Source organism: Microcella daejeonensis (genome assembly GCF_026625045.1).
Lineage (GTDB): Bacteria > Actinomycetota > Actinomycetes > Actinomycetales > Microbacteriaceae > Microcella > Microcella daejeonensis.
Window position 1 is genome coordinate 1,933,729 of sequence record NZ_CP113089.1, and the last position, 25,270, is coordinate 1,958,998.

Annotated in this window: 28 protein-coding genes, 1 tRNA gene and 1 pseudogene; 14 read left to right on the top strand and 16 right to left on the bottom strand. The window is 68.6% G+C overall.

Annotated elements, in window-relative coordinates; translation table 11 throughout:
* Nucleotides 1-47: 47 nt before the first annotated feature.
* From OVN18_RS09390 to OVN18_RS09400, 3 genes are read left to right on the top strand one after another with little or no spacing between them, the layout of a single operon-like run.
* Nucleotides 48-818: a TVP38/TMEM64 family protein gene (locus OVN18_RS09390; RefSeq protein ID WP_267780474.1), complete on the top strand. Its 771-nt coding sequence runs from the start codon at nt 48-50 to the stop codon at nt 816-818.
* Nucleotides 818-1,447 (top strand): CDP-alcohol phosphatidyltransferase family protein, encoded by a 630-nt coding sequence (locus OVN18_RS09395; protein ID WP_267780476.1) that lies wholly within the window; start codon nt 818-820, stop codon nt 1,445-1,447. Before OVN18_RS09390 ends, OVN18_RS09395 begins: the two co-directional genes overlap by 1 nt.
* Nucleotides 1,448-1,486: 39 nt before the next feature.
* Nucleotides 1,487-2,500, top strand: coding sequence for an LLM class flavin-dependent oxidoreductase (locus OVN18_RS09400; protein WP_267780478.1), 1,014 nt, complete (start codon nt 1,487-1,489; stop codon nt 2,498-2,500).
* A gap of 58 nt (nt 2,501-2,558) precedes the next feature.
* On the opposite strand, the gene OVN18_RS09405 is transcribed toward OVN18_RS09400, so the two are convergent.
* From OVN18_RS09405 to OVN18_RS09420, 4 genes are all read right to left on the bottom strand, one after another.
* Nucleotides 2,559-2,786: an RNA-binding S4 domain-containing protein gene (locus OVN18_RS09405; RefSeq protein ID WP_267780479.1), complete on the bottom strand. Its 228-nt coding sequence runs from the start codon at nt 2,784-2,786 to the stop codon at nt 2,559-2,561.
* A 31-nt stretch (nt 2,787-2,817) separates the two neighbouring features.
* Nucleotides 2,818-3,624: a DedA family protein gene (locus OVN18_RS09410; RefSeq protein ID WP_267780481.1), complete on the bottom strand. Its 807-nt coding sequence runs from the start codon at nt 3,622-3,624 to the stop codon at nt 2,818-2,820.
* 516 nt (nt 3,625-4,140) lie between these two features.
* A tRNA-Leu gene (locus OVN18_RS09415) sits at nt 4,141-4,220 on the bottom strand.
* A gap of 48 nt (nt 4,221-4,268) precedes the next feature.
* Nucleotides 4,269-5,762 carry a PucR family transcriptional regulator gene (locus OVN18_RS09420; protein WP_267780483.1) on the bottom strand — a complete coding sequence of 498 codons (1,494 nt, stop codon included), beginning with the start codon at nt 5,760-5,762 and terminating at the stop codon, nt 4,269-4,271.
* Nucleotides 5,763-5,897: 135 nt separating this feature from the next.
* Here OVN18_RS09420 and gabT point away from each other — a divergent pair, with 135 nt between their 5' ends.
* Entirely contained in the window at nt 5,898-7,286 is a 1,389-nt protein-coding gene (gene gabT, locus OVN18_RS09425) for a 4-aminobutyrate--2-oxoglutarate transaminase (RefSeq protein ID WP_267780484.1), read from the top strand.
* Between the two features lie 105 nt (nt 7,287-7,391).
* On the top strand, nt 7,392-8,852 hold the full coding sequence (locus OVN18_RS09430; RefSeq protein WP_267780486.1) for an NAD-dependent succinate-semialdehyde dehydrogenase: 1,461 nt from the start codon (nt 7,392-7,394) through the stop codon (nt 8,850-8,852).
* A 146-nt stretch (nt 8,853-8,998) separates the two neighbouring features.
* Here the strand turns inward: OVN18_RS09430 and OVN18_RS09435 are convergent, their stop codons facing one another.
* The 4 genes from OVN18_RS09435 to OVN18_RS09450 all read right to left on the bottom strand — a co-directional run bounded on the left by OVN18_RS09435 (nt 8,999) and on the right by OVN18_RS09450 (nt 11,228).
* On the bottom strand, nt 8,999-9,268 hold the full coding sequence (locus OVN18_RS09435) for a hypothetical protein (protein ID WP_267780487.1): 270 nt from the start codon (nt 9,266-9,268) through the stop codon (nt 8,999-9,001).
* 74 nt (nt 9,269-9,342) lie between these two features.
* On the bottom strand, nt 9,343-9,963 hold the full coding sequence (locus OVN18_RS09440) for a DUF998 domain-containing protein (protein ID WP_267780489.1): 621 nt from the start codon (nt 9,961-9,963) through the stop codon (nt 9,343-9,345).
* Between the two features lie 47 nt (nt 9,964-10,010).
* Complete coding sequence (locus OVN18_RS09445; protein ID WP_267780491.1) at nt 10,011-10,256, bottom strand: hypothetical protein; 246 nt, start codon at nt 10,254-10,256, stop codon at nt 10,011-10,013.
* Between the two features lie 195 nt (nt 10,257-10,451).
* Nucleotides 10,452-11,228, bottom strand: coding sequence for a ZIP family metal transporter (locus OVN18_RS09450; RefSeq protein WP_267780492.1), 777 nt, complete (start codon nt 11,226-11,228; stop codon nt 10,452-10,454).
* A gap of 135 nt (nt 11,229-11,363) precedes the next feature.
* Here OVN18_RS09450 and OVN18_RS09455 point away from each other — a divergent pair, with 135 nt between their 5' ends.
* From OVN18_RS09455 to OVN18_RS09470, 5 genes and pseudogenes are all read left to right on the top strand, one after another.
* On the top strand, nt 11,364-11,702 hold the full coding sequence (locus OVN18_RS09455) for a hypothetical protein (RefSeq protein WP_267780494.1): 339 nt from the start codon (nt 11,364-11,366) through the stop codon (nt 11,700-11,702).
* A gap of 9 nt (nt 11,703-11,711) precedes the next feature.
* Nucleotides 11,712-11,786: pseudogene (locus OVN18_RS13170) on the top strand (hypothetical protein); the annotation flags it as partial.
* 84 nt (nt 11,787-11,870) lie between these two features.
* Entirely contained in the window at nt 11,871-12,155 is a 285-nt protein-coding gene (locus OVN18_RS09460; RefSeq protein ID WP_267780495.1) for a hypothetical protein, read from the top strand.
* Nucleotides 12,156-12,252: 97 nt separating this feature from the next.
* Nucleotides 12,253-12,549: a hypothetical protein gene (locus tag OVN18_RS09465; protein WP_267780496.1), complete on the top strand. Its 297-nt coding sequence runs from the start codon at nt 12,253-12,255 to the stop codon at nt 12,547-12,549.
* Between the two features lie 139 nt (nt 12,550-12,688).
* Nucleotides 12,689-13,228: a hypothetical protein gene (locus OVN18_RS09470; RefSeq protein ID WP_267780498.1), complete on the top strand. Its 540-nt coding sequence runs from the start codon at nt 12,689-12,691 to the stop codon at nt 13,226-13,228.
* Between the two features lie 14 nt (nt 13,229-13,242).
* Here OVN18_RS09470 and OVN18_RS09475 read toward each other — a convergent pair whose 3' ends face one another.
* Nucleotides 13,243-13,770 (bottom strand): hypothetical protein, encoded by a 528-nt coding sequence (locus tag OVN18_RS09475; RefSeq protein ID WP_267780499.1) that lies wholly within the window; start codon nt 13,768-13,770, stop codon nt 13,243-13,245.
* Between the two features lie 444 nt (nt 13,771-14,214).
* Between OVN18_RS09475 and OVN18_RS09480 the strand changes: the two genes are divergently transcribed.
* Nucleotides 14,215-14,967 (top strand): hypothetical protein, encoded by a 753-nt coding sequence (locus OVN18_RS09480; RefSeq protein ID WP_267780500.1) that lies wholly within the window; start codon nt 14,215-14,217, stop codon nt 14,965-14,967.
* On the opposite strand, the gene OVN18_RS09485 is transcribed toward OVN18_RS09480, so the two are convergent.
* The 7 genes from OVN18_RS09485 to OVN18_RS09515 all read right to left on the bottom strand — a co-directional run bounded on the left by OVN18_RS09485 (nt 14,954) and on the right by OVN18_RS09515 (nt 22,331).
* A complete protein-coding gene (locus tag OVN18_RS09485; RefSeq protein ID WP_267780502.1) occupies nt 14,954-16,369 on the bottom strand; it encodes an SIR2 family protein in 1,416 nt (471 codons plus the stop codon). The genes OVN18_RS09480 and OVN18_RS09485 overlap by 14 nt on opposite strands.
* A gap of 4 nt (nt 16,370-16,373) precedes the next feature.
* Nucleotides 16,374-17,063: a primase 1D-like protein gene (locus OVN18_RS09490; protein ID WP_267780504.1), complete on the bottom strand. Its 690-nt coding sequence runs from the start codon at nt 17,061-17,063 to the stop codon at nt 16,374-16,376.
* A gap of 92 nt (nt 17,064-17,155) precedes the next feature.
* Nucleotides 17,156-18,136 carry a tyrosine-type recombinase/integrase gene (locus tag OVN18_RS09495; protein WP_267780506.1) on the bottom strand — a complete coding sequence of 327 codons (981 nt, stop codon included), beginning with the start codon at nt 18,134-18,136 and terminating at the stop codon, nt 17,156-17,158.
* 409 nt (nt 18,137-18,545) lie between these two features.
* Nucleotides 18,546-19,034, bottom strand: coding sequence for a hypothetical protein (locus OVN18_RS09500; protein WP_267780508.1), 489 nt, complete (start codon nt 19,032-19,034; stop codon nt 18,546-18,548).
* Nucleotides 19,034-19,318, bottom strand: coding sequence for a hypothetical protein (locus tag OVN18_RS09505; protein ID WP_267780510.1), 285 nt, complete (start codon nt 19,316-19,318; stop codon nt 19,034-19,036). The genes OVN18_RS09500 and OVN18_RS09505 overlap by 1 nt, the downstream gene beginning before the upstream one ends.
* Nucleotides 19,319-19,391: 73 nt before the next feature.
* Nucleotides 19,392-20,204: a hypothetical protein gene (locus OVN18_RS09510; protein ID WP_267780512.1), complete on the bottom strand. Its 813-nt coding sequence runs from the start codon at nt 20,202-20,204 to the stop codon at nt 19,392-19,394.
* A gap of 639 nt (nt 20,205-20,843) precedes the next feature.
* On the bottom strand, nt 20,844-22,331 hold the full coding sequence (locus OVN18_RS09515) for a recombinase family protein (protein WP_267780514.1): 1,488 nt from the start codon (nt 22,329-22,331) through the stop codon (nt 20,844-20,846).
* On the opposite strand from OVN18_RS09515, the gene OVN18_RS09520 reads away from it, so the two are divergent.
* The 3 genes from OVN18_RS09520 to OVN18_RS09530 are packed head-to-tail and all read left to right on the top strand — an operon-like array spanning nt 22,332 to nt 25,098.
* The gene (locus OVN18_RS09520; RefSeq protein ID WP_324287774.1) at nt 22,332-23,309 is read left to right on the top strand and encodes a CpaF family protein; all 978 of its coding nucleotides are present in this window, start codon (nt 22,332-22,334) and stop codon (nt 23,307-23,309) included.
* Nucleotides 23,306-24,163 (top strand): type II secretion system F family protein, encoded by an 858-nt coding sequence (locus tag OVN18_RS09525; protein ID WP_267780516.1) that lies wholly within the window; start codon nt 23,306-23,308, stop codon nt 24,161-24,163. The genes OVN18_RS09520 and OVN18_RS09525 overlap by 4 nt, the downstream gene beginning before the upstream one ends.
* The gene (locus tag OVN18_RS09530) at nt 24,160-25,098 is read left to right on the top strand and encodes a type II secretion system F family protein (protein WP_267782989.1); all 939 of its coding nucleotides are present in this window, start codon (nt 24,160-24,162) and stop codon (nt 25,096-25,098) included. Before OVN18_RS09525 ends, OVN18_RS09530 begins: the two co-directional genes overlap by 4 nt.
* The last annotated feature ends 172 nt before the right edge of the window (nt 25,099-25,270 follow it).

Consider the following 25,270-nt stretch of genomic DNA (forward strand, 5'->3'; position numbering starts at 1 on the left):
GCGTCGGCTCCGGCGGTGAGTCGGGCCGACTCCTAGAATGACCCACGATGAGCGATTCGCAGCACGACCACGCCGCGGCCCCCGAGCGGGCTGCGGGCAGCACGGCGACGATCGCTCGCGCGATCGCTCTGGCGGTGTTCGGAGCGGTCGCCGTACTCGTCTGGATCCTCGTGCCGCTGCCCTCGGTCGACGAGGTGCGCGCCGCGGTCGGCGGCCTCGGACCCCTCGGCGGCATCGTGCTCGCCCTGGCGTACGCCGCCATCACGCTCACCCCCGCGCCGAAGAACGTGCTGACCGTCGCGGCCGGCCTCGCCTTCGGGTTCTGGCAGGCGATGCTCTGGGTCTACCTCGGCGCACTTCTCGGTGCCGCCGCGGCGTTCGTGCTCTCGCGCCGCCTCGGTCGCGAGGCGGTCGAGCGCTACACGGGCGCCCGCGTCGAGCGCTTCGACGAGCTCGTGCGCCGTCGAGGCCTTGTGGCGATGATCGGGGTGCGGCTGGTGCCGGTGCTCCCCTTCACCGCGATCAACTACCTGGCGGGGCTCTCGGCCGTGCGCCGGCGCGACTACGCGCTCGGCACGGCCATCGGCATCGTGCCGGGCACCGTCGCCTACATCGCCGTCGGCGCCTTCGGTCTCGACGCGGGCTGGCAGGCCTGGGCGGCCATCGGGGGCCTCGTCGTGCTCACCCTCGCGGGCGGGGCCGTCGCGCTCGTGCGGCGGCGCCGCGGTCGGGATGCCCGTGCCGCCGCCGCGACCGCGAGCGGGCATCCCGCCCCCGCGCCCGCCGCGTCGCCCGCCACCCCGCCGCAGGAGGCCTGATGCTCGACCGCCGCGCCCGGGCGCTGCTCGCCCGCCCCGTCGATGCGATCACCCGCGCCGTCGACCGCCCCGGCATCACCCCCGACGGGCTCACGCTCGCGGGGCTCGGCCTGGGGCTCGCCTCGGCGCTCGCCGCGGGTCTGCAGCTGTGGGCGCTCGCGCTCGTGCTGTGGCTCGTCTCGCGCGTCGTCGACGGGGTCGACGGGGCCCTCGCCCGCCGGCGCCGCGCGGACGGGCGCCTGTCGAGCGAGAGCCAGGCCGGCGGGTTCCTCGACATCACGGCCGACTTCGTCGTCTACGGCGCGACCGTCGTGGGCGTCGCCGTCGGCGCGACCGCCGGCTTCGGAGCCCCGTGGTGGCCGTTCCTGCTCGTGCTCCTCGTCTACTACGTCAACGGCACGGCGTTCCTGGCGTTCTCGTCGATCGCCGAGCGCACGGGCCGCCGCATCGATGACGGCCGCTCGCTGTCGTTCCTCGGCGGCCTCGCCGAGGGCACCGAGACGATCATCGTGCACGCCCTGTGGCTGATCCTGCCGTTCTGGGCCTGGCAGATCGCGCTCGTCTGGGTCGTGGTCGTCGGCATCAGCGCGACCCAGCGCATGGTGGCGGGGTACCGCGCGCTGCGATGACGGGGGAATGCCCGTCGGCCGCGCGGGGTTGGCCCGAGGGTGAGTGACGAGCGCAGCATCCCCCTCTCCCTTCTCGATCTGGCCCCCATCGCCCCCGGGCAGTCGGTGGGCGAGAGCTTCGCGGCGAGCGTGCGCCTCGCGCAGACGGGGGAGGAGGCCGGCTACCGCCGCGTCTGGTACGCCGAGCACCACAGCATGGCCACGATCGCCTCCTCGGCGCCCGCCGTGCTCATCGCGCACATCGCCGCGCACACCTCGACGATCCGCCTCGGGGCGGGCGGCGTCATGCTGCCCAATCACGCGCCGCTCACGATCGCCGAGCAGTACGGCACCCTCGCCGAGCTGCACCCCGAGCGCATCGACCTCGGGCTGGGGCGCGCGCCCGGCAGCGACCGCACCACGATGCGGGCGCTGCGGCGCGATGCCGCCTCGAGCGAGGCGTTCCCGCAGGACGTGCGCGAGCTGCAGGGCTACCTCGCCGACGACTCGCTCATCCCCGGGGTCCGTGCCGTTCCCGGCGCCGGAACGAACGTGCCCCTCTACATCCTCGGCTCGTCCCTCTTCGGGGCGCAGCTCGCCGCCGCCTTCGGTCTGCCGTTCGCCTTCGCCTCGCACTTCGCGCCCGACCTGCTGCTGGAGGCCTCCGCCCGCTACCGCGCCGGCTTCACGCCCTCAGCCCAGCTCGCCGAGCCCCACATGATCGCCGCCGTCAACGTCATCGCGGCGGAGACCGACGAGGATGCCCGGGCGCAGCACCGCGCCGCCGTGCGGCATCGCGTGCGGCTGATGATCGCGCGCGGGCCCGAGCCGGTGACCTACAGCGACGAGCAGATCGACGCGTTCCTCACCACGCCGCAGGGAGCGCAGATCGCCGACATGATGCGGCACACCGCGGTCGGCGCTCCGGGGGAAGTGCGCCAGTACCTGCACGAGTTCGCGCGGCACGCCCAGGCCGACGAGCTCATCACCGCGCACGCCTCGCTCGACCTCGACGCGCGGCTGGCGTCGGTGCGGCTCACGGCCGAGGCGATGCGGCCCGTGCTGGCGGCGTAGGCCCCGCGGGGGCATCCCGACTGCCGGCGATCACGCGATCGCCTCGTCCCGCGAGGGGTCAGGGCCGCACGCGCACCGTGCGGCCCTCAAAGCTCACAACATCGCCGTCGTGCAGTTGGCGGCCCCGGCGACGATCGACCTCGCCGTTCACGGTGACGTAGCCGTCGATGATGACCTCCTTGGCGTCGCCGCCGGAGTCGAGCAGGCCGGAGAACTTCAGGAACTGCCCGAGGCGGATCATGTCGCCGCCGATGGATACGGCCTCGATCGGATCGTCAGTCGTCATCCCTGAATGCTAACGACCCGCGGGGATGCCCTCAGAGCAGTCCGTCGGGCTTCTCGTGACGGCCGTCGGGCTTGCCGACGACCTTGCGCGGGTCGTGCGCGCCCGTGTGCGCGGCCTCGTGCCGGCCGTCGTGCTGCTCGCCCTCGACCCAGATGGTCGGCTCGGGAACGGGGATGCCGGCCTTCTCGAGCGCCTCTTCCTGCTTCTGCTCGCGGCGCTCCTTGAGCACGTGGAAGGCGATGCCGAGCAGCACGAACCCGATGATGATGAGCAGCACGGTCTCGAAGTGCGCCGTCACGAGGTCGGCGACCCCGGGGATGTGCGCGACGCCCCAGCCGAGCAGCGTCAGCCCGGTGCCCCAGAGAACGGCGCCGATCGTGTCGAAGAAGAGGAAGGTGCGGTAGTTCATGCGCCCGACGCCGGCGGCGACGGGGGCGATCGTGCGCACCACCGCGATGAAGCGGGCGATCGTGATGGCGAAGCCGCCGTACTTGAGGAAGAAGGCCTCGGTGCGGGCGACGGACTTCTTCGAGAAGAACCCGGCCGACTTGCGCTCGAAGATCGACGGGCCGACCGTGCGGCCGATCCAGTAGCCGAGGTTGTCGCCGCCCATCGTCGCGAGCGTGATCGCGAGGCAGACGAGCCAGATCGGCTGCTCGACGACCCCGGTGTAGGTGAGAACGCCGGTGATGATGAGCAGGGTGTCGCCCGGCAGCAGGAAGCCGACCAGCAGGCCCGTCTCGACGAAGACGATGGCGCAGACGACGACGAGCGCCCACGGCCCGGCACCCGTGATGATCCCTTCGACATCGAAGAGACCGAGATCGGTCGCGAGCATGCGGGGCTCCGGTGGCTGGGCGCGGATGAGGTGGCTTCAGCGTACTGCCGCGGGGTGAACGCGCGGATAACGGAACGGCCAGCATCGGCCGGGAGTGCGCGGCATCCCGGTCGCGCCTCGGGTGCGCCCGCCCCGTCCGCTCGGTTCGCTCCGTCCGCTCGACGGATGTCGGCGACCGCGCGTACTCTGCTGTTCGCGGTGGCCGGACTGCGCATCCCTGAGTCGAGGAGCGCGCGATGGACGACCGGCGGCACGGCCCCGTCTGGCATCCCCTCCTCGCCGCCGTCGAGCACGAGCCGGGCCTCTGGCTCATGACCTCGCAGACGGGCGTCTACGCGGTCGTGCGGCTGATCCGCATCGGCGACGAGGTCGGGTACCGCGCGACCACCTACGACGAGCCGCGGCGCCTGCTCGGCTACCGCCGCACGCTGCGCTCGGCGTGCGAGCTCGCGCATCGCGCCTGGGTGCGCGGCCACGGGCCCGACCCGGGGGCCGACCAGTACCCGGTGTTCACCGTGCGGAAGGAGGGACTCGAACCCTCACGCCGAAGCACAGGAACCTAAATCCTGCGTGTCTACCGATTCCACCACTCCCGCGAGCGGCGCCAGTCTAGCCAGCGGGCAGGCGGCATCGGGATGCTTCGCTCACGCCCGCCCCGCCGCCACGAGCGCCGCCCACAGCTCCGCCCGCGCGGGGAACGCCTTGAGGTCGCGCCCGAGCAGCCCCTCCGCGCGCGCCACCCGGGCCCGGAGCGTGTGCCGATGCACCCCGAGGCGCGCGGCGGCCGCCTCGGCGACCGCGTCGGCGCCGAGCCATTCGGCCAGCGTGCGCACCAGCTGATCGCCCGTGCGCGCGTCGTGCTCGTCGAGCGGTGCGAGCACGGCGGCCGCGATGCGCCGGGTGTCATCGCCCGAGAGCGAGGCGAGCACCCCGTCGTCGCGCACGCTTGCGAAGTCGACGAGCGGGTGCGCCGCGCTCGCCCGATCCGCGGCGCGGCCGGCGTCGTCGACCGCGCCGGCGAGGCTCGCGTAGTCGGTGCCGCGCACGAGGCCGCCGGTGACACGGGTGCGCTCCACGATCTCGGCGACGAGGTCGGCGCGCGCCTCCGGCACGGCGATGACGATGCGCCCGCCGTCGCGCGCGTGGAAGAGGCCGCCGCGGCTGCGTTCGACCCGCGTCTCGAGCAGCTCGAGCACCCCGGCGCGCTGGGCGGCGAGCACATCGAGCACGGCGACGGCGAGCGGCTCCTCGGGCAGCGGCCCCCAGAGCGCGCGCGAGGTGGAGGCGACGAGCTCGCGCTCGCCGCGCAGCAGCGCGGCGAGCAGCCCCGTGCGCAGGTGGTCGATCGCGCGGGCGAGAGTGCGATCCCGCTCGAGGGCGAGGCCCGCCATGGCCACCACGCTCGTCACGACCGCGCGCACGGCGTCGTCGTGCGCCGCGGCGTCGCCGACCGCGAGGATGCCGCGGAGGGCATCCGATCGCCCCACCGTCTGCAGGGCGGTGCCGTCGACGGTCGTCGCAGCGCGGCGCCCCTCGGCGAGCAGGCGGCGGGCGGCGGCGAGCACCGCCGGGGTGAGCGCGGGGGCGGGGGAGCGCCCCGTGAGCGCGACCTCGCCGTCGGGGCCGAGCAGCGCCACGGGGGCGTCGATGCGGCGCGCGAGCTCGTCGAGCGTGGCGGCGAGCCCGTCGGCCTTGAGAGCGGCGACCGCGATGGCGCGCTGGGTCTCGAGGCTCCAGCGCACACGGGCGTAGCGCTCGCGCTCCTCGGCGTCGGCGACCGCGCGGGCCACGGCGATGAACGGCGTGCGGTACGGCACCTCGAACAGGGCGATGCCGTGAGCGGTGCAGGCGCGCTCGAGCTCGGCGGGCGTGCCCGCGCGCACCACCTCGGTGCCGAAGCCGACCGCGGGAACGCCCGCGGCGGCGAGCCGCTCGACCCACGGCGCGATCGCCGCATCGTCGGGCCACTGCGTGCCGGTGGTCAGCAGCGCGTCGCCGGGGGAGAGGAACGGCGTCGGATCGCTCAGATCGCTCGAGTGCACCCACTGCCACGGCCGGGCGAGCGCCTCGGCGTCGGCGGCGACGGCCCGCAGTCCGAGAGCGGGCACGGCGAGCATCTGCGCGAGCGTCACGGGCATGACGGCATCCTCTCCTCGCGCGTGTACGCGAAGTACAAACAATGTGCTCTGAATGTACATCGTGTCCACCGTGCGCGCCCCGCACTCGCCCTACGCTGACTGCACCGCCACCGCCGCATCGAGAGGATGCCCGCCATGACCCTCACCGCGCCCACCCCCGCGCCCGCCGACGCCGCCGCGCCCGCCGCGACCGCGCCCCAGCAGGGCGGCCCCGGCCTGCCGCAGGAGCGCCGCCTCGTCACCGCCATCCCCGGCCCGAAGAGCGTCGAGCTCATGCAGCGCAAGCACGCGGCGGTCTCGAGCTCGGTCGGCACGATGATGCCCGTCTACACCGCGGCCGCGGGCGGCGGCGTGCTCGTCGACGTCGACGGCAACAGCCTCATCGACCTCGGCTCGGGCATCGCCGTCACGACCGTCGGCAACGCCGACCCGCACGTGGCCGCCGCCGTCATGGCGCAGGTGCAGAGCTTCACCCACACCTGCTTCATGGTCACGCCCTACGACAACTACGTCACCCTCGCTGAGAGGCTCAACGCGCTCACCCCCGGCGACCACGCCAAGAAGTCGGCCCTGTTCAACTCGGGCGCCGAGGCCGTGGAGAACGCCATCAAGATCGCCCGCTACTACACGGGCAAGAGCGCCGTCGTCGCCTTCGACCACGGCTACCACGGGCGCACGAACCTCACGATGGCGCTCACCGCCAAGGCCATGCCGTACAAGGCGGGCTTCGGCCCCTTCGCTCCCGACGTCTACCGCGCGCCGATGTCGTACCCGTTCCGCGACGGGCTCTCGGGCGCGGAGGCCGCGAAGCGGGCCATCCACACGATGGAGAAGCAGATCGGCGCCGACCGCCTCGCCGCGATCATCATCGAGCCCATCCAGGGCGAGGGCGGCTTCGTCGTGCCCGCCCCCGGCTTCCTGCCGGCGCTGCAGAAGTGGGCCAACGAGAACGGCGTCGTCTTCATCGCCGACGAGGTGCAGACCGGCTTCGCCCGCACCGGCCAGATGTTCGCGAGCGAGCACGAGGGCGTCGTGCCCGACATGATGACCCTCGCCAAGGGCATCGCGGGCGGCCTGCCGCTCGCCGCCGTGGTGGGCCGTGCCGAGATCATGGATGCCCCGCACACCGGCGGCCTCGGCGGCACCTACGGCGGCAACCCCATCGCGACGGCCGCCGCACTCGCCACCCTCGACAGCTACGAGGCCAACGACTCGCTGGCCCGCGCCGCCGAGCTCGGAGCGATCATGACCGAGGTGCTCACCGCCCTGCAGGCGCAGGATGCGCGCATCGGCGACATCCGCGGCCGCGGCGCGATGATGGCGATCGAGCTCGTCACCGCCGAGGGCGCGCCCGACGCCGCCCTCACCGCGGCCGTCGCGAAGCACTGCCACATGAACGGCGTCATCGTGCTCACCTGCGGCACCGACGGCAACGTGTTCCGGCTGCTTCCGCCGCTGTCGATCAGCGACGAGCTGCTGCGCGAGGGTCTCGGCGTGCTCGCCGAGGCGCTGGCCGCGAACTAGCGCGAGGCCGCACCTCCCCGTCGCACCGCCTCATCGCCGCACCGCACCGCACCGCCGCACCGCTCTCCCGATCCGACCGATCCGCATCGACTCAGAAGGCATCCCATGATCAGCGAATCCGACCTGCTCGCGAAGGTCCCCACCGGCCTGTACATCGGCGGGGAGTGGATCGGCGCCGAGGGCGGCAAGACCCTCGTCGTCAGCGACCCCTCGACGGGCGCCGCGCTCGTCGAGATCGCCGACGCCTCCGTCGCCGACGGCAAGCGCGCGATGGATGCCGCTGCCGAGGTTCAGGCGGAGTGGGCGGCCACGGCCCCCCGCGTGCGCGGTGAGATCCTCCGCCGCGCGTTCGACCTCACGCAGGAGCGCGCCGACGAGTTCGCCCTGCTCATGACGCTGGAGATGGGCAAGCCGCTCGCCGAGGCGCGCGGCGAGGTCGGCTACGGCGGCGAGTTCCTGCGCTGGTTCAGCGAGGAGGCCGTGCGCATCTCGGGCCGCTACGGCCAGAACCCCGAGGGCACGGGCACGATGGTCGTCTCGCGCAAGCCGGTCGGCCCCGCGTTCCTCATCACGCCGTGGAACTTCCCGCTCGCGATGGCGACCCGCAAGATCGCCCCCGCGATCGCCGCCGGCTGCACCTCGGTCGTCAAGCCCGCCGCCCTCACGCCGCTCACGACCCTCTACTTCGTGAAGCTGCTCGAGGAGGCCGGGCTGCCGAAGGGGGTCGTCAACGTCGTCACGACCTCGAGCAGCTCCACGCTCTCGGCCGAGATCATCGCCGACCCGCGCCTGCGCAAGCTCTCGTTCACCGGCTCGACCGGGGTCGGACGCCAGCTGCTCAAGCAGGCCGCCGACGGCATCCTGCGCACCTCGATGGAGCTCGGCGGCAACGCGCCCTTCGTCGTCTTCGACGACGCCGACCTCGACAAGGCGGTCGACGGCGCGATGCTGGCGAAGTTCCGCAACATCGGGCAGGCCTGCACGGCGGCCAACCGGTTCCTCGTGCAGCGCGGCGTGGTCGAGGAGTTCAGCCGCCGCGTCACCGAGCGGGTGCAGGCGATGCGCATGGGCCGTGGCACCGAGGAGGGCGTCACGATCGGCCCGCTCGTCAACGACGCGGCCGTCGACGGCTCGCACGAGCTGGTGCAGGATGCCGTGGACCGCGGCGCCTCGCTGGCGACGGGCGGCGCGGTGCCGGAGGGCGCGGGCTCGTTCTACCCGCCCACCGTGCTCACCGACGTGCCGCGCGACAGCCGCCTGCTGACGGAGGAGATCTTCGGCCCCGTGCTCGCCATCGTTCCCTTCGACACGGAGGACGAGGCGGTCGAGCTCGCCAACGCCACCGAGTACGGCCTCGTGAGCTACGTCTTCACCGAGGATCTGCGCCGCGGCATGCGCATGATCGACCGCCTCGACACGGGCATGATGGGCCTCAACGCGGGCGTCGTCTCGAACGCCGCAGCGCCCTTCGGCGGGGTCAAGCAGTCGGGGATCGGCCGCGAGGGCGGCCTCGAGGGCATCGACGAGTACCTCGTCACCAAGTACACGCTGATCCCGCACGCGTAGGGATTTCAGCGGACGCACGTCCGCCGCCGGGCGCTGTGGTGGCCGCCCGGCGGCGGATACTCCTGCGCGCGGTGCGGGTTCTCAGCGCGGGGGAACGGGTGCGGTCGACGCGGCGCGGGCGCCCGGTGCGGGATGCCCGGCTCGCGTCACATGCCGACGAGGTTCTGCGGCGGCCGGCTGCCGTTGCGCAGGCTGTCGCTCTGCTGGGCGGCGGCCAGCCGGTCGCGCTCGCGGTCGGCGCGGTCGGCGCGGTCGGCGGCGAGGCTCTCGCGGTGGGTCGCGGCCTTCCGGCGCGAGCCGAGAAGGGCGACGGCGGCGATGATGAGGCCGACGACGACGAGAACGACGATGCCGACGATCCAGCCGGAGTCGCTCTCGGTGACGGCGGCCGCGGCGGTGGCGGTGAACAGGCTCATGAGGCCCCCCTCTTCGCCGCGGAGCGGCGCTCGCCGTCAGTCTGGCACGGCGCAGGGCACGGGGTGCGGAATTCTCAGCTGCGGCGCGCGCGCCGCCCGCGCAGCACGAGCGCGAGCACGATGAGCAGCGGCCAGACCGACTCGGTGTTCGCGGCCACGCGCTCCGAGAGGCCGATGAACGGCCCGTCCATCGCCTCGAGCTGGGCGAAGCCGATGCACAGCCCGCCGAGCAGCAGCGTGCCGAGGGTGGCGCCGAGCGGGCGCAGCAGCCAGGGGGCGTCGGGTCCGCGCCGCATCCCGAGGAACGGCCAGGCCGCGAGGGCGATGAACCCGATCATGGCCGAGTAGTAGTGCGCGGCCGAGGTGGTCTCCACCGTCGGCAGGGGGAAGGCCGCGACGGCCCACAGTGCGACGCCGGCGAGGCCCAGCGAGAGGCGGCCGAGCAGCCCGATGGCGGGCACGAGCGCGGCGGTGACGAGGTGGCAGAGGCCGGTGAGCACGAACATCGCCGTCATGAAGACGCGGGTCGGGGCATCCCCGGCCGCCAGCTCGCTGATGGTCTGGTTCACCGGATCGAATCCCGGCCAGGCGAGCTCGGCGACGATCGTGCCGCCGATGAAGAACACGGGGGCGAGCGAGGCCGAGACGACAGCGGCGGGATGCACCGCGCGCGGGCGGGCGAGGGATGGGGTCACCCGGCCAGCCTCGCAGGCCCGCGCTGTGACCGGGCCGCGGGCGCCGCTCAGGTGATGCTGCGCGAGCGCGGGCGCCGGGAGCGGCGACGAGCGTGCGGGCGGCGCAGGCGCAGGCGCACGGGCTCCTCGGCGTGGTGCTCGGTCACATCGTGCAGGCTGTGGCCGAGCCGCCACAGCCAGGCGACGACGACGATCGTGCCGATGCCGATGAGGATGATGAGCGGCGTGACGAGCCAGTCGAGGTTCAGCGGGGGCTGATCATCGAGCTGCAGGCGCAGGAGTGTCGGGTTCACGGCGGCCGTTTCGGGAGCGAGGCGGGGCGGTCGGGTTCGTGCGCGCATCGTCGCGTCGCGGCGGCCCTCGGTGAGCCGTGGTCATGAGGGAACCACATTCGGGGGTGGAACGCACGGGTTTCGTGCGAATCCATTTCAGAGTGTCACATATCCCACATACGGCCTGGAGGTCGACGCAGAAGGGCGCCGGGTCGTTCAGCCCAGCTGCGTCAGCGCGAACGAGAGGGCGAATCCGAGGGCGGCCCACAGGCCGGTGAACGAGCGGTCGGAGGCGAAGGCCTCGGGGATGAGCGTGTTGGCGACCATCGCCAAGATGGCTCCCGCCGCGATGGTGGTCACGACCGCGATGGCCTCCAGCGGAGCCTCGGCGAGGAGTGCGAAGCCCATCGCCGCGGCGATGCCCGAGGCGAGCGCGATGCCGCCCCAGACCCCGAAGACGTAGCGCGCGCTGCGCCCCTCGTGCTTCATGCCCGCGGCGCTGCCGAGCCCTTCCGGCAGGTTGGAGACGGCCACCGCGACGAGGATGGGCAGGCTCACCGCCCCGCCGTCGGCGAGCGAGAGCCCGAGCACGAGGCTCTCCGGAACGCCGTCGAGCAGCGCCCCCAGGGCGACGGCGAGCCCGACGGCGCTGCTCGCGGTCGCCGCCGGCAGCGCGTGCACGCCGGGCTCGCTCTGCAGGGCGATCGAGGGCTTGCGCGCGCGGGCGCCCCGTCGGGCGAGCAGCAGGTCGGCGGCGACGAAGACGACGGCGCCGAGCACGAACCCGCCGAGGGTGGGTAGCACCCCTCCCGTGCGGCGGGCCTCGCCGACGAGCTCGAAGGCGAGGGTCGAGACGAGGGCGCCGGCGCCGAAGGCCATGACGCCGGCCACGAGCGTGGCGGGCAGGCGCAGGAACCATCCCATCGCCGCCCCGACGACGAGCCAGCTCGCGGCGCCGAGCCCGGCCAGCCCGGCGATGAGCACCTCGGGCATCCGGCCTCCTCGCACGAGCGGCGTCGGCGGCGCCGGCGCGGTGCGCACAGCCTAGGGGCGGCCCCGCGCGGCGGTGCCGACCCGCTGTGGAGAGAGCGCGGGATGCCCGCCCGCCGATTGCGCATGATGTCGCGCATGTCGACCGCCGTCTCCGCCATCACCGACCGGGTCCGCGAGCGGGTGCGAGCCGAGCGGCTCGATCTGCGGCGCGACCCGGAGGGAGCGGAGCGCCTCATCCGCGAAGAGCTGCGCCGCTACGCCGAGCGCTCGCTCTCCGGCATCCTGCCGCGCATCCCCGATGAGGCCGCCGCCTTCGGCCAGGTGCTCGCGGGCCTCACCGGCTACGGCCCGCTGCAGCCCTACTTCGACGATCCGACGGTCGAGGAGATCTGGATCAACCGCCCCGACGGCTCAGTAGCAATTGTAGATGTTGGTAGCCGTGGGGCTGTGGAGATCCGCTCTTCCGTCACCTAATCTCACAACGTGACTCAGACGCCACCCATCCCGCCCGGTTGGTATCCCGAGAGCGGGTCGCTGCGATGGTGGGACGGCACAGCATGGACTGACCAGCGTGCGCCGCTCACCGGCCCGCCTCCTGCCCCCGCTCCCCGTCGAGGGTTCGGAGCGGGCATCGGGTGCCTGGTGCTCCTGGGCCTCGTTCTAGTCCCGTTCTTCATCTGGCAGGCCATGGGCAGCCCTGGCGGCACTCCAGGCGCGCACGAGACCTGCATCGAGGAGATCAGTCAGGCCTGGGAAGGTCGATTCGACAACCCCATCATCGTCAGCGAAACCGAGACCGCCATCGCCTGGGATGTACAGGGCCGATTCGATGGTGGAACGTTCGCGTGTGGATTCAGCAAGAACCCTCTGACGCTGGAGCAGGCCATCGTCTTCCCCGGCGACGATGCTGTGGTCGTGGTGCCCTAGGGCCGCAGGTGCTCTTCGGCACCCACGGTGGTGCTCGGATGTCCCCTTGCTCGCGTACCGTGGGGGTCTCGGCCGGAGTGAGGAACGATGACGCTCTGTGGCTGACTGGCACCCCGTCCTTGCCGCCGTGGAGCACGAACCCGGCCACTGGATCCTGACCGCTCAGACCGGCCCCTACGCCGTCGTGGAGATCATCCGCAATTGCAATGAGACCGGGTACCGAGCATCCACCTACGTCGAGCCGCGCCGGGTCGTCGGATACCGGCTCACGCTCAAGTCAGCCTGCGAGATCGCGCACCGCGCGTGGATCCGCAGACACGGTCCCGACCCCGGTGAGAACCAGTACCCCCAGCACCTCCGGCAGCACTGCCCGCCCGCCGCAGGCGAGAGTTGATGCTGTTGCGGTGGGTCAGGCCCACACCGTCACGAGATCGACGGCGCAAGATGAAACTACGGAGTAGCGCCACTCATGCTGAGTCACGCGTTGACCGCCAACGCGTCCGAGGACGCTGACCACGTGTCAGAGTTGGGACATGTTCAAGCGTTGGCGCAACCAAAGGCCTCCAGTACCCAGAGACTTCATCGAGTACGCCACGCGACCGTGGCTGGTGATCGTTTACGCAGGGTTTGTTTCTTTCGTGATAGCCGACCTCGTGGCTGCATATGAGGGATTGGCCTTTTCCGGCTTTCTTGGTCTATGGGCGACACTATGGGCACTCGTTTTGGCAGCCTTGATCTTCGTCATCAACGCAGGCGAGCAACGCCAGTTGAGGGAGGAGATCGTAGGTCTGCAGGGCTCCATGAGCGAGATGGTGGAGAGCCTGCTCACGAAGCAGTCAGAAGCGCAGCTCGCTGCAGCCAAGGACGACTACAGGGACTACCTCGATGAACTGCTGCGCATGTTCCCTGCCATTCCCGAGAGCGACATAGTGACGGTCGAACGGCTACCAGGCAAGGGCAACCTGCCGGTCATCATCGAGACCAAGCTGCGACGGTACAGCGTCTGGCGTGGGGGTCGGAATGGCGGCTTCCACATCACAAAGCTGAGCGACCCCAACGGTCAGGCCGTGTGAACCCAATCAAGGGCTCAATCCGAGTCGTCGATAGTCGAGTGGTCACCCTCCGCGAGAACGTCTTCCGCGGCCATGACTAGAAGTTCCGCGACGATCCAGGTTCCCGGCGGCAACACGCCGCCCGAGATCGTTCGCGTGAGTCTCCGCCCCCAAGCAAACAGCTCCTTTTCCCAAAGATCTTTCAGTAGAGAGTCGAGTGACCTCTGGGCCTGCCGGTACTGGGAAAGACCGTCGAGGTCCTGAGATATCTCACCCCAACTCTGCGCACTTTCAAGGAAGGCGTCCGCAGCGTCGATCCGGTCGTCCGTATGGTCTTCCGCAAGCGGAATCAAGTTGTAGGCCTGGACGTTCCGAACTAAGCCGAACGCCTGCGCCCCGGAACGAATCGAGTCAAAAGGTATCGAGTCCTCGTCGGCATCTCTTTCGATCTTGATTGGCTGCGGAACGGGGTCGTCATCGATCCGTGACTCGGACCACCTCTCGTGCTCCAGCTTCATCGAGCGGAGTTTCTCCACTGTATAAACATCGGGCTGTTCGTCCACGCGTTTATGGTCCTCGGGGCAAAGCAGAATCAAGTTGGCGTACGCGTCGATCGCTTTGCGGCTACCTAAGTCACCACGAGGACCAGCAAGAGCACGCGCGATGATGTGTGCTTCCTCGCCGAGAACGAGGCCTGGCAATCCCGGTGACTCTGCATCTCCTGTCAGGGGACGTTTGCAAAGCGCGCATCGATTGTGGGAGCGACCCCAAAGCAGTTTTCGGTCCCTCTGCGAGATCGCCACTTGCACTCTCCATCAAGTTGGGATTTGGGCTTCGAGTGTCCTCCGACCACGAGGCCGTGAACCAGTGCTGCCAAGAGTCTGCACCAGCCGATCTAGAGACCTTCATCGCACCGGTGCGAGTCCGCGTATCTTCCGACCCTGGGTTCAAGCGCATGGGTGGCGGTGAAACGCGCCTTCTTGGATTGTCCGGACTACGCTTGAGTAGTGCATGAGCTCCCCTCGCAGCCAATCTCTTTCGTAGATGGCGACGAGCTTGCTCAGATGATTCTGCCTCCGATCCCGGATCACGTTGTGTGCCGATGGTGCCGAGGTCTGCTCGCGGGCAACGTTGATTCTTGCTTCAACTGTGTGGAGAACGCAGCGGCCCTCGATGGGGTCTTACAGCCGGTAGTCCCGATCTCGCTGTATTCCAAACCCAGCGCTCTTCGAGACTGGCTGACCTTTTACAAGGACGATGGCGACACTCTCGCCGACCCTGCAGCAGGTCGCGCTGTCAGTCGCATCGTAGGCTCGTTTTTCGCCTCCAGCAGCGACTGGTTGAGAGATCTTGAAATCGACGGATGCATGGTGGTGCCTTCAACCATCCGTAAGCCTCCCCATCCGCTCGCCGTACTTTTGGAAGCGACCGGAGTTGTCAACTATCCGACTTTGGGCGGGTTGCGTCGCACTACAAGTGCGCTAGGCCACAACCGTCCGAACCGTTTGGCGTTCGAGGCCGACGGGGATCTGGCAGAGCGCAGCGTCTTGCTGATAGATGATGTCTACACATCGGGCGCGCGAGCGCAGAGTGCTGCATTTGCTCTGAGGAGTGTCGGTGCCAACGTCGCTGCGCTTGTCGTAGTGGGTCGTCGCTACAACCCGAACTACAGCCGGGATAGTCAGACAGTATTCGAGCGTCAGAGATCCGTTGCGTTTGACTGGACCGCTGCTGCCCGACTCGATTTCAGGCGAACATAAGGCGACCGACCATCTCAACAGCAGATTTGGTCACAGACTCCGCGTCCCCTACCCGCAATTGATTCCACAGTTCGAGGTCATGCGCTTCAATGCCGTCCTGGTCAAGGATCTCCTGCCAGAGTTGCTCCGCAGCACCCCCAGTCGCCGCAACCGGGATGATCTGCACGCCATGGGCTCGGGCCTCCCTGGCTTCTTCCGCAGTACGTCTGCCTCCGCCCACAATGAGCATCGCCCGCACTTGTTGGAACACGCTCGTTCGCATTTCGGCAAGGTCTTGCTCGGTGAAGACGGCCATTCCGACCCGGTGTTCGATGGGTAGCGATTCGTCGTCAGTCACAGCTTTTCGGTAGTAGAACCGGATGCTTTCTGGGCTGTAGTCGCTGGGACCTAATGCGTCCCGGAGCGCCCGACCGACAGCAAGGGCCGACGGACCACCAAATGAGGCAACAGCGAGTTCGTGGTCGCGCACGAGTTGAGCAAGGGTCTGTCCGACGCCGCTGGCGACCGATGCGGCAAACTCGGATGCTTCTCGATCCGCCGCATCGAAGCTTCCCGCGATGAACAATCGAGGTTCTCTACACCGGACTTCGAGCCGCGCGAGAAGTGGCGTCATGGCGTCGAACGAATCAATCATGATGACTGTCACTCCAGAGGCTTCTAGATCCCGCACGCGCAAGTCTTGTAGTCGAGCATCCAACTCTCCAGCTTCCCTCTTCAACACTACGTAGTGCGTAGGAGCCTTGGCGTTTTCGGGCAACGAGCGGGTTAGTTGGAGCAAGATGTTCAAGTTCGGATCATCAAAGCTCAGACCCAAAAACAGGAAGCTGTTCGTCAACCACTCTGCTCGCAGTCGAGCCCATGTGATTGGGTGGCGCTCTTCGTACCACTCGTAGTCGGTTCGAGTCAGCACTGGTTTAGATGACCAAGTTCGTGATCTTGGCTCTCCTTCCAAAGAGCCGTGCATCTTCGTGAGCCGTCGAGCTGCCGTCGTCCTCAAGCCACGTTGATAGTCGCTCTCGCTTACGAGGACCCTCAGGGGGAGTTTGGTGGCCGAGAGAGCATCTTCCATAAGGGTGTCGTAGTTCGTTGTCCAGAAGTCCCGTACCGCCAAGGCTGCGAGGTGGAAGTGCGAGGCTGTTGGCGTGGCATCGGTATCCAGTCGATTTCGTACGTGCTCATCGAGTTCGTTGCGACCCCGCTCCTGCACCACGTACTCGGCAGCGAGAGGTCCATCTGACACGGCATCCGGGACCTGAGCAACCTCCCTGATGTCCTTGATCAGCGATTTCCAGTCGTCCAGCCCAGCGGCGACGGAGAGGCCTGCGCCGACGAATACAGACGCTTCGCCTAGGCGAACGGCCTCGGCGAAAGCGGCAATGAGCGTGTTCGCGTCGGTGGCCACGGACCTAGGGTACGCGGGCCGTGAAGCGCGGTACTTGCCCGCGCTCGTTGGGCGAGATGCGCAGCGCTCCCTCTCCTTGGCGGAGCTGATGTGCGATCCACCGCTCATCGACAATCGGCGTAAGCAAGAGAGCTCGCGCCCAGAAATTCGTCTGCTCCGCGCGTTCCATCAGTTGCGAACCATAGAAGTGGAACGAACGACCAGATGCCGCCAGGAAGCCCGGCGCACCTAGTACCCGAGCTGCCGACGCAACCGTTGAAGCGGAACCCCTGAGGTCCGACTTGGAGGTGAAGTCGAGCATGGGGATGAATCGCTCTTCACCGGTGGGCAACTCAACCCTGGACGTAAGAGCAAGTACATCGCGACCTTCCACCTTCTCAGCCAGGGCGATGAGGTCGTCTGGCGTGTGTGGTCCCACTTCCAGGGTCGTCACGTCTCCATCGGCAGGGTCCTGGTGGTACATCGCGGATCGAAGGATGTCATCCGGAACCCCCGATTCGGCCTGCTCTCCTGCCAAAAAAAGTGCATGCCAAAACGGCATCCCCGTGAAGGTTCGAAGGGTGCGCGCTTCAGCGATCAAGGCTTCGCTCGCCTCTGCGCCCTCTACTCGACGTTGAACCCGGGGGGCGGCTTGCAGGTGGCTCACCTTGACCTTGCTGCCCGCCGGAACCCCGCTCAAGATGTTGTTGATCAAGTCCCGAATCTCGTTGGACATCACTCACCCCCGTCTCCAATGTGCAACGAAATCACTGTAGAGCCGAGCAGGGACATTCGAGCCAGGACGCCTCAGCGCGCCAAGGAGTTAGCTACCGCGTAAGCGCTTGACTTTTCCAGTCGCGCGCGTGCGCGGTCGTATCGTCTCGTTGTGCGTGGATCTGCGTGGCCAAGGCTGTCTTGCAGATCCGCCAAAGGAACTCCAGCTTCAAGGGCCAACGTGGCGTGGGTGTGTCGCATGCTGTGCGGTGTCACCTTCCCCTCCAGGCCAGCGGCGCGTGCGATGCGCTGTACGGCGCGAAACGCTTCACTTTGTGCCCAGCGACTTCCCGAGCGCGTCGTGAACAGCGGTCGATCCTGGGTGTCCGCCCCTGCTTGGACGACCGCAAGGCCTAACGCTTGCTGGGCACCAACAAGTGGCGCGAACGCATCCACAACCTGCGGGGCTAGGACTACTTTCTGTCTTCTGCCACCTTTCCTGCTGATGACGAGAACACGATGGCCCGCATCATGCTGAAGGTCGCTGAGGTTGGCTTTCAAGGCTTCCGAAAGTCTCACCCCGCTGATGAGGAGCAGGGCCAAGAGTGCCCCTGACCTTGGGCTGTCCTCCCTTGCGCTAACAAGCATGACCTTCGCTTCTTCGAGCGTCAGGCCACGGGTCGCACTGTGATCGGGATCGACTCTCGGGCGGCGAACATGCGCGACGGGATTCGAGCTGACGACATCTTCCGAGAGCAGGTAGGCGTAGAAGGAAGCAACAGCCGAGATGCGGCGGGCGATGGTTGTTGGTGCCCCGACAAGCGTCTGAACCCAAAGGTCGATGTGGCGGCGCTGAGCCTCAAGCGCATCAAAGTTGGCCGAGTCGAAGAGAGTGAAGAGCCCCTGCAGGTCGCGACTGTAAGCGCGCCGAGTGTTCTCGTTCCTCAGTGACATCAGCCAGGCACCGGCCAGCGCGCCGTGTCTGCCCTCATTCGAATCGGAGAACGACAGCGATAGCCTCATTTCCACATGATAACAGACATTATCGTGTGTGTTTTGGTCCGGCAGGATCACGAGGTCCGCGACCTAAGGCGTGCCCACCCAGGGTCGCGGACCTCCTGCTCGGCTCGACGCCATCTCACTGACCGTCGGCCTCGCAGCTCAGGACTACTGCCGCATCGCAGCAGCCCTGAGAGTCGAAAGGGAGATGCGCAAGGTGTTCACCCGGGAAGGCCCCTCGGATGCACGGTGGTCTCTCCGAAGTACCGGCTGCAAACCAGGCTCGCCAGCGGCTCGGGGATGTCGAACGCCTCGCCCGCGCCAGTAAGGGCGTGAACCCTGCCGTCGGGGGTCAGGGCATACGCCACGCGCTCGCCCTGGATGTGAGCTACACGGGAGCGAGGGGGGATCTCGAAACGGTGTCGTCCCACTTGCACTGGAATCATGCTCTGGAAATGTCCATTGATGCGAAGACCCATGGTCTTCAGCTCTCACGGTGAAGCGTCATGGATCTCGTCACCAAGCGGCCCTGGGAGGACATTCGAGAGCGCTGATCAGCGATTTGAACTTCATTGCTCGTGCCTGCGCCCAGAGTGCGCGAGGTGGGCAACGCGGCACCGTAGGTAGCCTCGACCTGACGGAGAGCAGCAGCACGTCGCACCGGGTTGGGCTCCGCCCACGCGACCTTCCGGTCTCGTTCCCGCGCTTCAGCCTCCTCGACGCTGCCCGCAGTCCAGGTCGGACCGCCCGGCCACGCACCCTTCTGCAGCCGCCCATCCGGCCTGCTGAGCTCGCGGTCAAGGAAGCTCGACCCGTCGCGATCCAAGGTCCCTTCGATCATCGCGGCGGTGAGAGTGATCTCCTGCCCACGCACAAGTACTCCACCGAACGCGGTGAGGCCGCTCTGGACGCAGTGGACGACATCGCCTTCCGCTGCCATGCCCAGTGGCGTTTCAACCTTGTGTGCGGTCATCACTTCATTCCCTTCTGAGCGGTGTGGATCTTCGAGATCCGGTCCCGACTAAGAGCGGTGGCGCGCATGAGCGCGGCGACCGGGATCCCTGCGTCGCGTGCTGAGGAGATCAGTTCGTCGCGGACTTGACGCTCGGACTCGTACTGCGCCTGGGCGTCTTGTGTCGCGGCCACCTGCTCGCGGAGGGATTCGACGGCCATGACCGCCGAGAAGGTCAGCTTTTCCTGGAGCGGGCCTGCAGCCTGCGGGCTACGAGGAAATGGATTGCAGTCAATTGCGCTCATGCTTGTGATATCGGCCATCGGAGTTCCCGGTGCGGGATCGTTGTAGTGCGCAAGATTCGGCGCGACTGACGCGCTAGAGATCCGCTCCCTCCAGAAGACGATCCAGCTCCGCCGAAGTGGGCGTAGAGGAGACCGAGGGATCGATGAGGCCGGTCAGCACGTCATCGATGCCGATGGGATCTGGGTCAGGGATGTGCCAGCCGCCATTGCTCAGCCGGACGACGCCCATGCCAGCGAACATCTCGGTGATCTCGTCGTAGATCAGCTGCTTAGACTCGTTTTCGGAAAGCAGTCCCACGTCGATGGGAGGTGCATTCATGCCGGGCTCAGGGGTGGGCTCAGGCTCATCGGCCAGGAAGGCGTCGATCCAGTCCTCCTCGGGCTGCCGGGTTCCTTCCACGGGATCGATGGAATCCAGCAGGGCCTTGTCGGCAGCCTCAGCTGCGGAAACGGATGCCGCTGCAGCGGCTCTGCGGAGCCGGGAGACCGTGCTGAGTGAGACGCCCAGGGAGGTGGCCTGCTGCGCGATGCTGAGGTCTTCCAGGCCCTCCAGGGAGTGCGTGGTGCGGCGCTTGCTCTTGCTGCCGCCTTTGGCTGCTCGCACGTAGATCAGCGGGTTGTAGTTCTCCAGAGCCCAGGTCGCGGCTTCCAGTGCCTTGTGCTCGATGTCCTCGACCGAGGTGCGCCACTTGCTCTTCGTGTCGTCCATGACCGCCTCAGCCTTCGGGAAGGTGATCCCCTCCAGCCAGATGGCGAGGTCTTCGATGGTGGGGAACGGCAGCCCAGCCTTCTCGTAAGCCCGGAGCTTGCGGAGAGCGTTCCGGCCCATCCAGCGAATCAGGTTGGTGCTGAAATCGCGATATTGCTCTGGGTCATTCATTTCCACGGAATAGGTCCACGGGGGGAGCCTGCGGTGGTACCGAGGAGTTGGGAATGGGTACAGCTTGGGGGAGTCCATGTGAGCTTCTATCCTGCGAGATAGCTTTTGCTATCCGGGATGTCTCGCATCGCTTCCCGGAGCAATTATTGCTTCAACGGGAGCTACGGGACTCGTGCTCATTGTGCTGCTTGCAGACTCATAGCCATTGGTTTGGATGTCGCTGTGTTGGGTCAACTCTGCCGCATCCGCGCGGGCTGCACAAGCCGCAACAGTTGCGATCCGGTCCGGGGCTCAGCAGCTGCCGCTGGCGAGGCTCAGGGCTGGACCCCGGCAGTTCTTCACATCCTTCCGATGGAAGGATAGTTATCTGGCAGAGCCTGCAGCCCTAGTTATCTGACGGATGTTGCAGTCCAGCAGCACTAGTCATTTGACAGAGGTCGGCTGCGTGATCCGCCTAGTTATCTGACAGAGGCCAGGGCGCAAGGATGCCCCCGCCTCATTGGCTTGCTTAGGGCCGAGACGGGGGCGAGGAGGATTAGAAGCTCTTCCCATCAATTAGATTATCCGACGAGCTGGAATCAATCTAGATCGCAATTGACGCATTATGGAAAGCAATTGCCACTAACGCATCTGCATTCCTGCTGACTACGCGGCTTCGTCGTTGAGGGACGTGACAACGGTGTGGGTGACGAAGTACTTCTGCAGCCCTCTACCGGGCAGGACGCGAATGTCCAGCAGCTTCGCCACCAGCATCCGGCGCTGCTCGATGTGGAGGGCGTCGAAGCGCTCGGCGAGCTGCTGACGAGCCGTCACGGCATCGTCCAGGCTCACCCGTCCCGGCGTGAAGATTCGGCGGTGGAGATCCAGCAGCATGTGGGCTGAGGCGTTGCTCTGACGAGCCTCCTCCAGCTGCTCCTCGATCTGCTCCCGACGCTCCTTGAGCTGCACCAGGCGCTCCCTCTTCACAGCAGCAGTGATGAGGTCGGCGTCGAAATCGTCGTACACGTCCTGCACGTCCGCCTGCACTCGCTGGAGCTTGGTGAGCATCGCATCCACGTCCATGCCCTCATGGCGGGGCATCAGCAGATCACCGCCGAAGAGAAAGGCTGCGATGACCTCCTTGTGGACGAGGGCCTCCAGATCCATCAGGTGGGCGCTGGCGTGACGCTCACCCTTTTTGGCGGCGGCACAGCGGAGGATCTTCACCCGCGTGCCTCGGCGGCTGTCGGTGGCTGTGTTGGAGCGCATCGAAGATCCGCAGACCCCGCACCGGGCGTGACCGCTGGAGAGGTGGACCGGCTGGAAGCCCGGCGCGGTGCCCTTGCGGGTCGCCAATACTTGCTGGACCGTGTGCCACAGCTCGGGCTCCACGATGGCCTCCCACTTGCCGATGGGCTCCCCGTCTGGATCTACCAGGCCAGCGTTCCGGGGGCGCTTGAGGATGTTGTTCAGGTGCGCATACTGCCAGCGAGCGCCTCCCTTCCGCTGGGGGACTCCCTTCTCGTTCCACTCACGCACGATGCTGCCCACGGTGCGCCCGTCGGCCACCAGCAAGTAGGCCTCCTTGATGAGGTCTGCCTCCCACGGCACGAGCTTGGAGCGGTCCTCGTCGTCGTAGCCGAAGGTGCCCTTGGGGGCCTGGTACTCGCCCTTCTCGCGCTTGAGCTTCACGGCATTGCGGACGGCCTCTGACTTCATTGCCGACTGGTACTGAGAGACGGCCTGCGCCATCTGGAACTGCAGACCGCCTGACGCGCTGGAGACATCGGTCAACTCGCCGGAGAAGCCCATGATGGGGATCCCGCTGTCGGCCAGCGCCATGCGGATGGAGGAGTTGTCGGCATCGTTGCGGCCAAGCCGGTCGGCAGCACGGGCGATGACGTAATCCACGTCCTTGCGGATGATGTACCCCATGAGGGCGTTGAAGGCCGCGCGCTCCTTGCCGCTGTAGCCGGAGATGCCGTCATCCACCAGCTCTTCGATGATGGTGATTCCCTTGGCCTTCGCTAACTCTGCCGCTGCTGCCAGCTGTGCCTGGATTGAGTTAGAGGCCTCAGCGGCCTGCTCCTCCCTGGTCTTCTTGCCCTTGGAGAAATCGTCCTTGGACACTCGCGCGTACAACACTGCTCTCATGTGGGAAATAGTAAAGCAGCCGACGCGATCTTCATCGCCCGCGCGGGCATCAGCGAGCAGCTGCCCCTGCGTCTCAGCGACGACGAGGTGCGCACGCTCGTCGAGCGCATGCTGCAGGCCACCGGCCGCCGCGTCGATCTCTCGAGCCCCTTCGTCGATGCCTCCCTGCCCGACGGCTCGCGCCTGCACGTCGTCATCCCCGACGTCACCCGCAGTCACTGGGCAGTCAACGTGCGCAAGTTCTCGCAGCGCATCCGCTCGCTCGACCGCCTGGTCGAGCTCGGCTCGATGACCCCGCCCGCGGCGGCCTTCCTCCGGCGCGCCGTGCTCGCGGGCTGCAACATCCTCGTCTCGGGCGCCACGCAGTCGGGCAAGACGACGATGCTGGGCTCGCTGCTCGCGAGCGCCCGGCCCGAGGAGCGGGTCGTCACCGTCGAGGAGACCTTCGAGCTCGACCTCACGGCCGTCGACTGCGTCGCGATGCAGTGCCGCAGCCCCAACCTCGAGGGCACCGGCGAGATCAGCCTGCGCCGCCTCATCAAGGAGGCGCTGCGGATGCGCCCCGACCGCCTCATCGTCGGCGAGGTGCGCGAGGCCGAGTCCCTCGACCTCCTCATCGCCCTCAACAGCGGACTGCCGGGCATGTGCTCCCTCCACGCCAACAGCGCGCGGGATGCCCTCACCAAGCTCTCGACCCTGCCCCTGCTCGCCGGGCGCAACATCGACGCCTCGTTCGTCGTACCGACGGTGGCGAGCGCGATCGACCTCGTCGTGCACTGCGAGCTCGTGGCCGGAGGGCGACGCCGCGTCGCCGAGATCATCGCGCCGACGGGCCGGCACGCCGAGGGCGTCGTCGAGGCCGACACCCTGTTCCGGCTCGTCGACGGGCGCCTCACCGCGACCGGCTCCCTCCCGCGCCGCACCGAGAAGTTCGCCGCCGCCGCGCTCGAGCCGCACGGTGAGGGGGCGGCGGCATGACGGTCGTCGCCGCCCTGCTGATGGCGGCGGGCGCGCTCCTCATCGCCTCGCCGTGGCTCTGGCCCCGCACGGATCGGCCCCGCGAGCGGCGTGCATCGGGCGCCCTCGCCGACCTGCTCGCGCGCGCCGGGCTGTCCACCGTCTCGCCCGTCGTCCTCATCGTCGTCATGCTCCTGCTCGCTCTCGTCGCCGCGGCCGCCGTCTTCGTCGTCGTCCCGGTACTGCCCCTCGTGCCCGTCGCAGCGGTCGTGGCGGGCGTGCTACCGATCATGGGCCTGCGGGCACGGGCCGCCGCGCGGCGCCGGGCGCTCCGCGGCGTGTGGCCCGACGTCGTCGACCACCTCGTGTCGGGCATCCGAGCGGGGTTGGGCCTGCCCGAGGCGATCGGAGCGCTCGGCGAGACCGCCCCCGATGCCGTGCGCGGGCCGTTCCGGCAGTTCCGGCGGGAGTGGACCTCGACCGCGCGCTTCGGCGACTCGCTCGACGGGCTCAAGACGGCGCTCGCCGACCCCGTGGCCGACCGCATCATCGAGACCCTGCGCATGGCGCGCGAGGTGGGCGGCACCGAGCTGCCCGGCGTGCTGCGGTCGCTCGCGCAGTACCTGCGGTCGGATGCCGCCGTGCGGGCCGAGGTCGACGCCCGCCAGTCGTGGGTGCGCAACGCGGCCCGGCTCGGCGTCGCCGCCCCCTGGATCGTGCTGCTGCTGCTCGGCACCCGCCCCGAGGCCGCCGCGGCCTACAACTCGCCGACCGGGGCCGCGCTCATCGTCGGCGGGCTCGCCGCGACGCTCATCGCCTACCGGCTCATGCTCGCGCTCGGCCGGCTGCCCGAGGAGGGGCGGTGGTTCCGATGACGACCTCGATGGCGCTCGCCCTCGCCGCGGGCTCGACCCTCGGGCTGGGCCTGTGGATGCTCGTCTCCCTCGTCCCCCGCCTCGGCCGGCCCCGGCTCACGACCCGCCTCGCGCCCTACCTCGTCGACATGTCCGCCGAAGCGCGGGAGCTGCTGCGCGATCGGCGCAGCGACCCGCTCCCCGTCCTCGGGGCCATGACCTCCCCGTTGATCGACGGCGCCCTCCGCACCATCGAGACGGTCTTCGGCGGGGAGGCGGTCATCCGCACCCGTCTGCGGCAGAGCGGCTCGCTCGCCCCGGTCGGCAGCCATCGCACCCGGCAGCTCGTCGGCGCCGCGCTCGGTGCGGCGGCGGGGCTCGCGCTCGGGCTCATCGCCGGCCGCCAGGGGCTCGCCATGATCCCGGCGGGCATCGCGGGCGCGGTGGGCGGGCTCGTCGCCGGGGTGGCGCTGACGGATGCCCTGCTCGCCCGCGCCGCCCGTCGACGGGTGGCGCGCATCGCCCAGGAGTTCCCCACGGTGGTCGAGTTCCTCTCCCTCAGCGTCGCGGCGGGGGAGAGCATCCACGATGCGATCCGTCGCGCGGCCTCGACCGGCTCCGGCGAGCTCGCGGGGGAGCTGTCGCGGGTGGAGCAGCGCACGGCCGCCGGCCAGGCGCTCACGGCGAGTCTCGCCGAGCTGCGCGACGACCTGCAGATCCCCGCGGTCTCTCGCCTGGTCGACCAGGTGCTCGCGGCGCTCGATCGCGGCACCCCGCTCGCCGAGGTGCTGCGCGCCCACGCCCTCGACGCCCGCGACGAGTCGAAGCGGCTGCTGCTCGAAGCCGCAGGAACGCGCGAGGTCGCGATGCTCGTGCCGCTCGTCTTCCTCAACCTGCCGGTGACGGTGCTCTTCGCGGTCTTCCCGGGGCTCATGGTGCTGCAGCTCGGCTTCTGACGACGCCGGTGGAGCGAGGCTCGCTAGGGTGCGGAGCGGGGAGAGGCGGGGGCATGCGACCGGATGCTGAGGGTCTGGCTGTCGCGGAGCTGATGAGCGGCCCTCGCGGGCGTCGGCTGTGCCTCTCGCTCGCGGGTCGCGCGGGGTACGAAGTCTCGCAAGCGCTCATGCA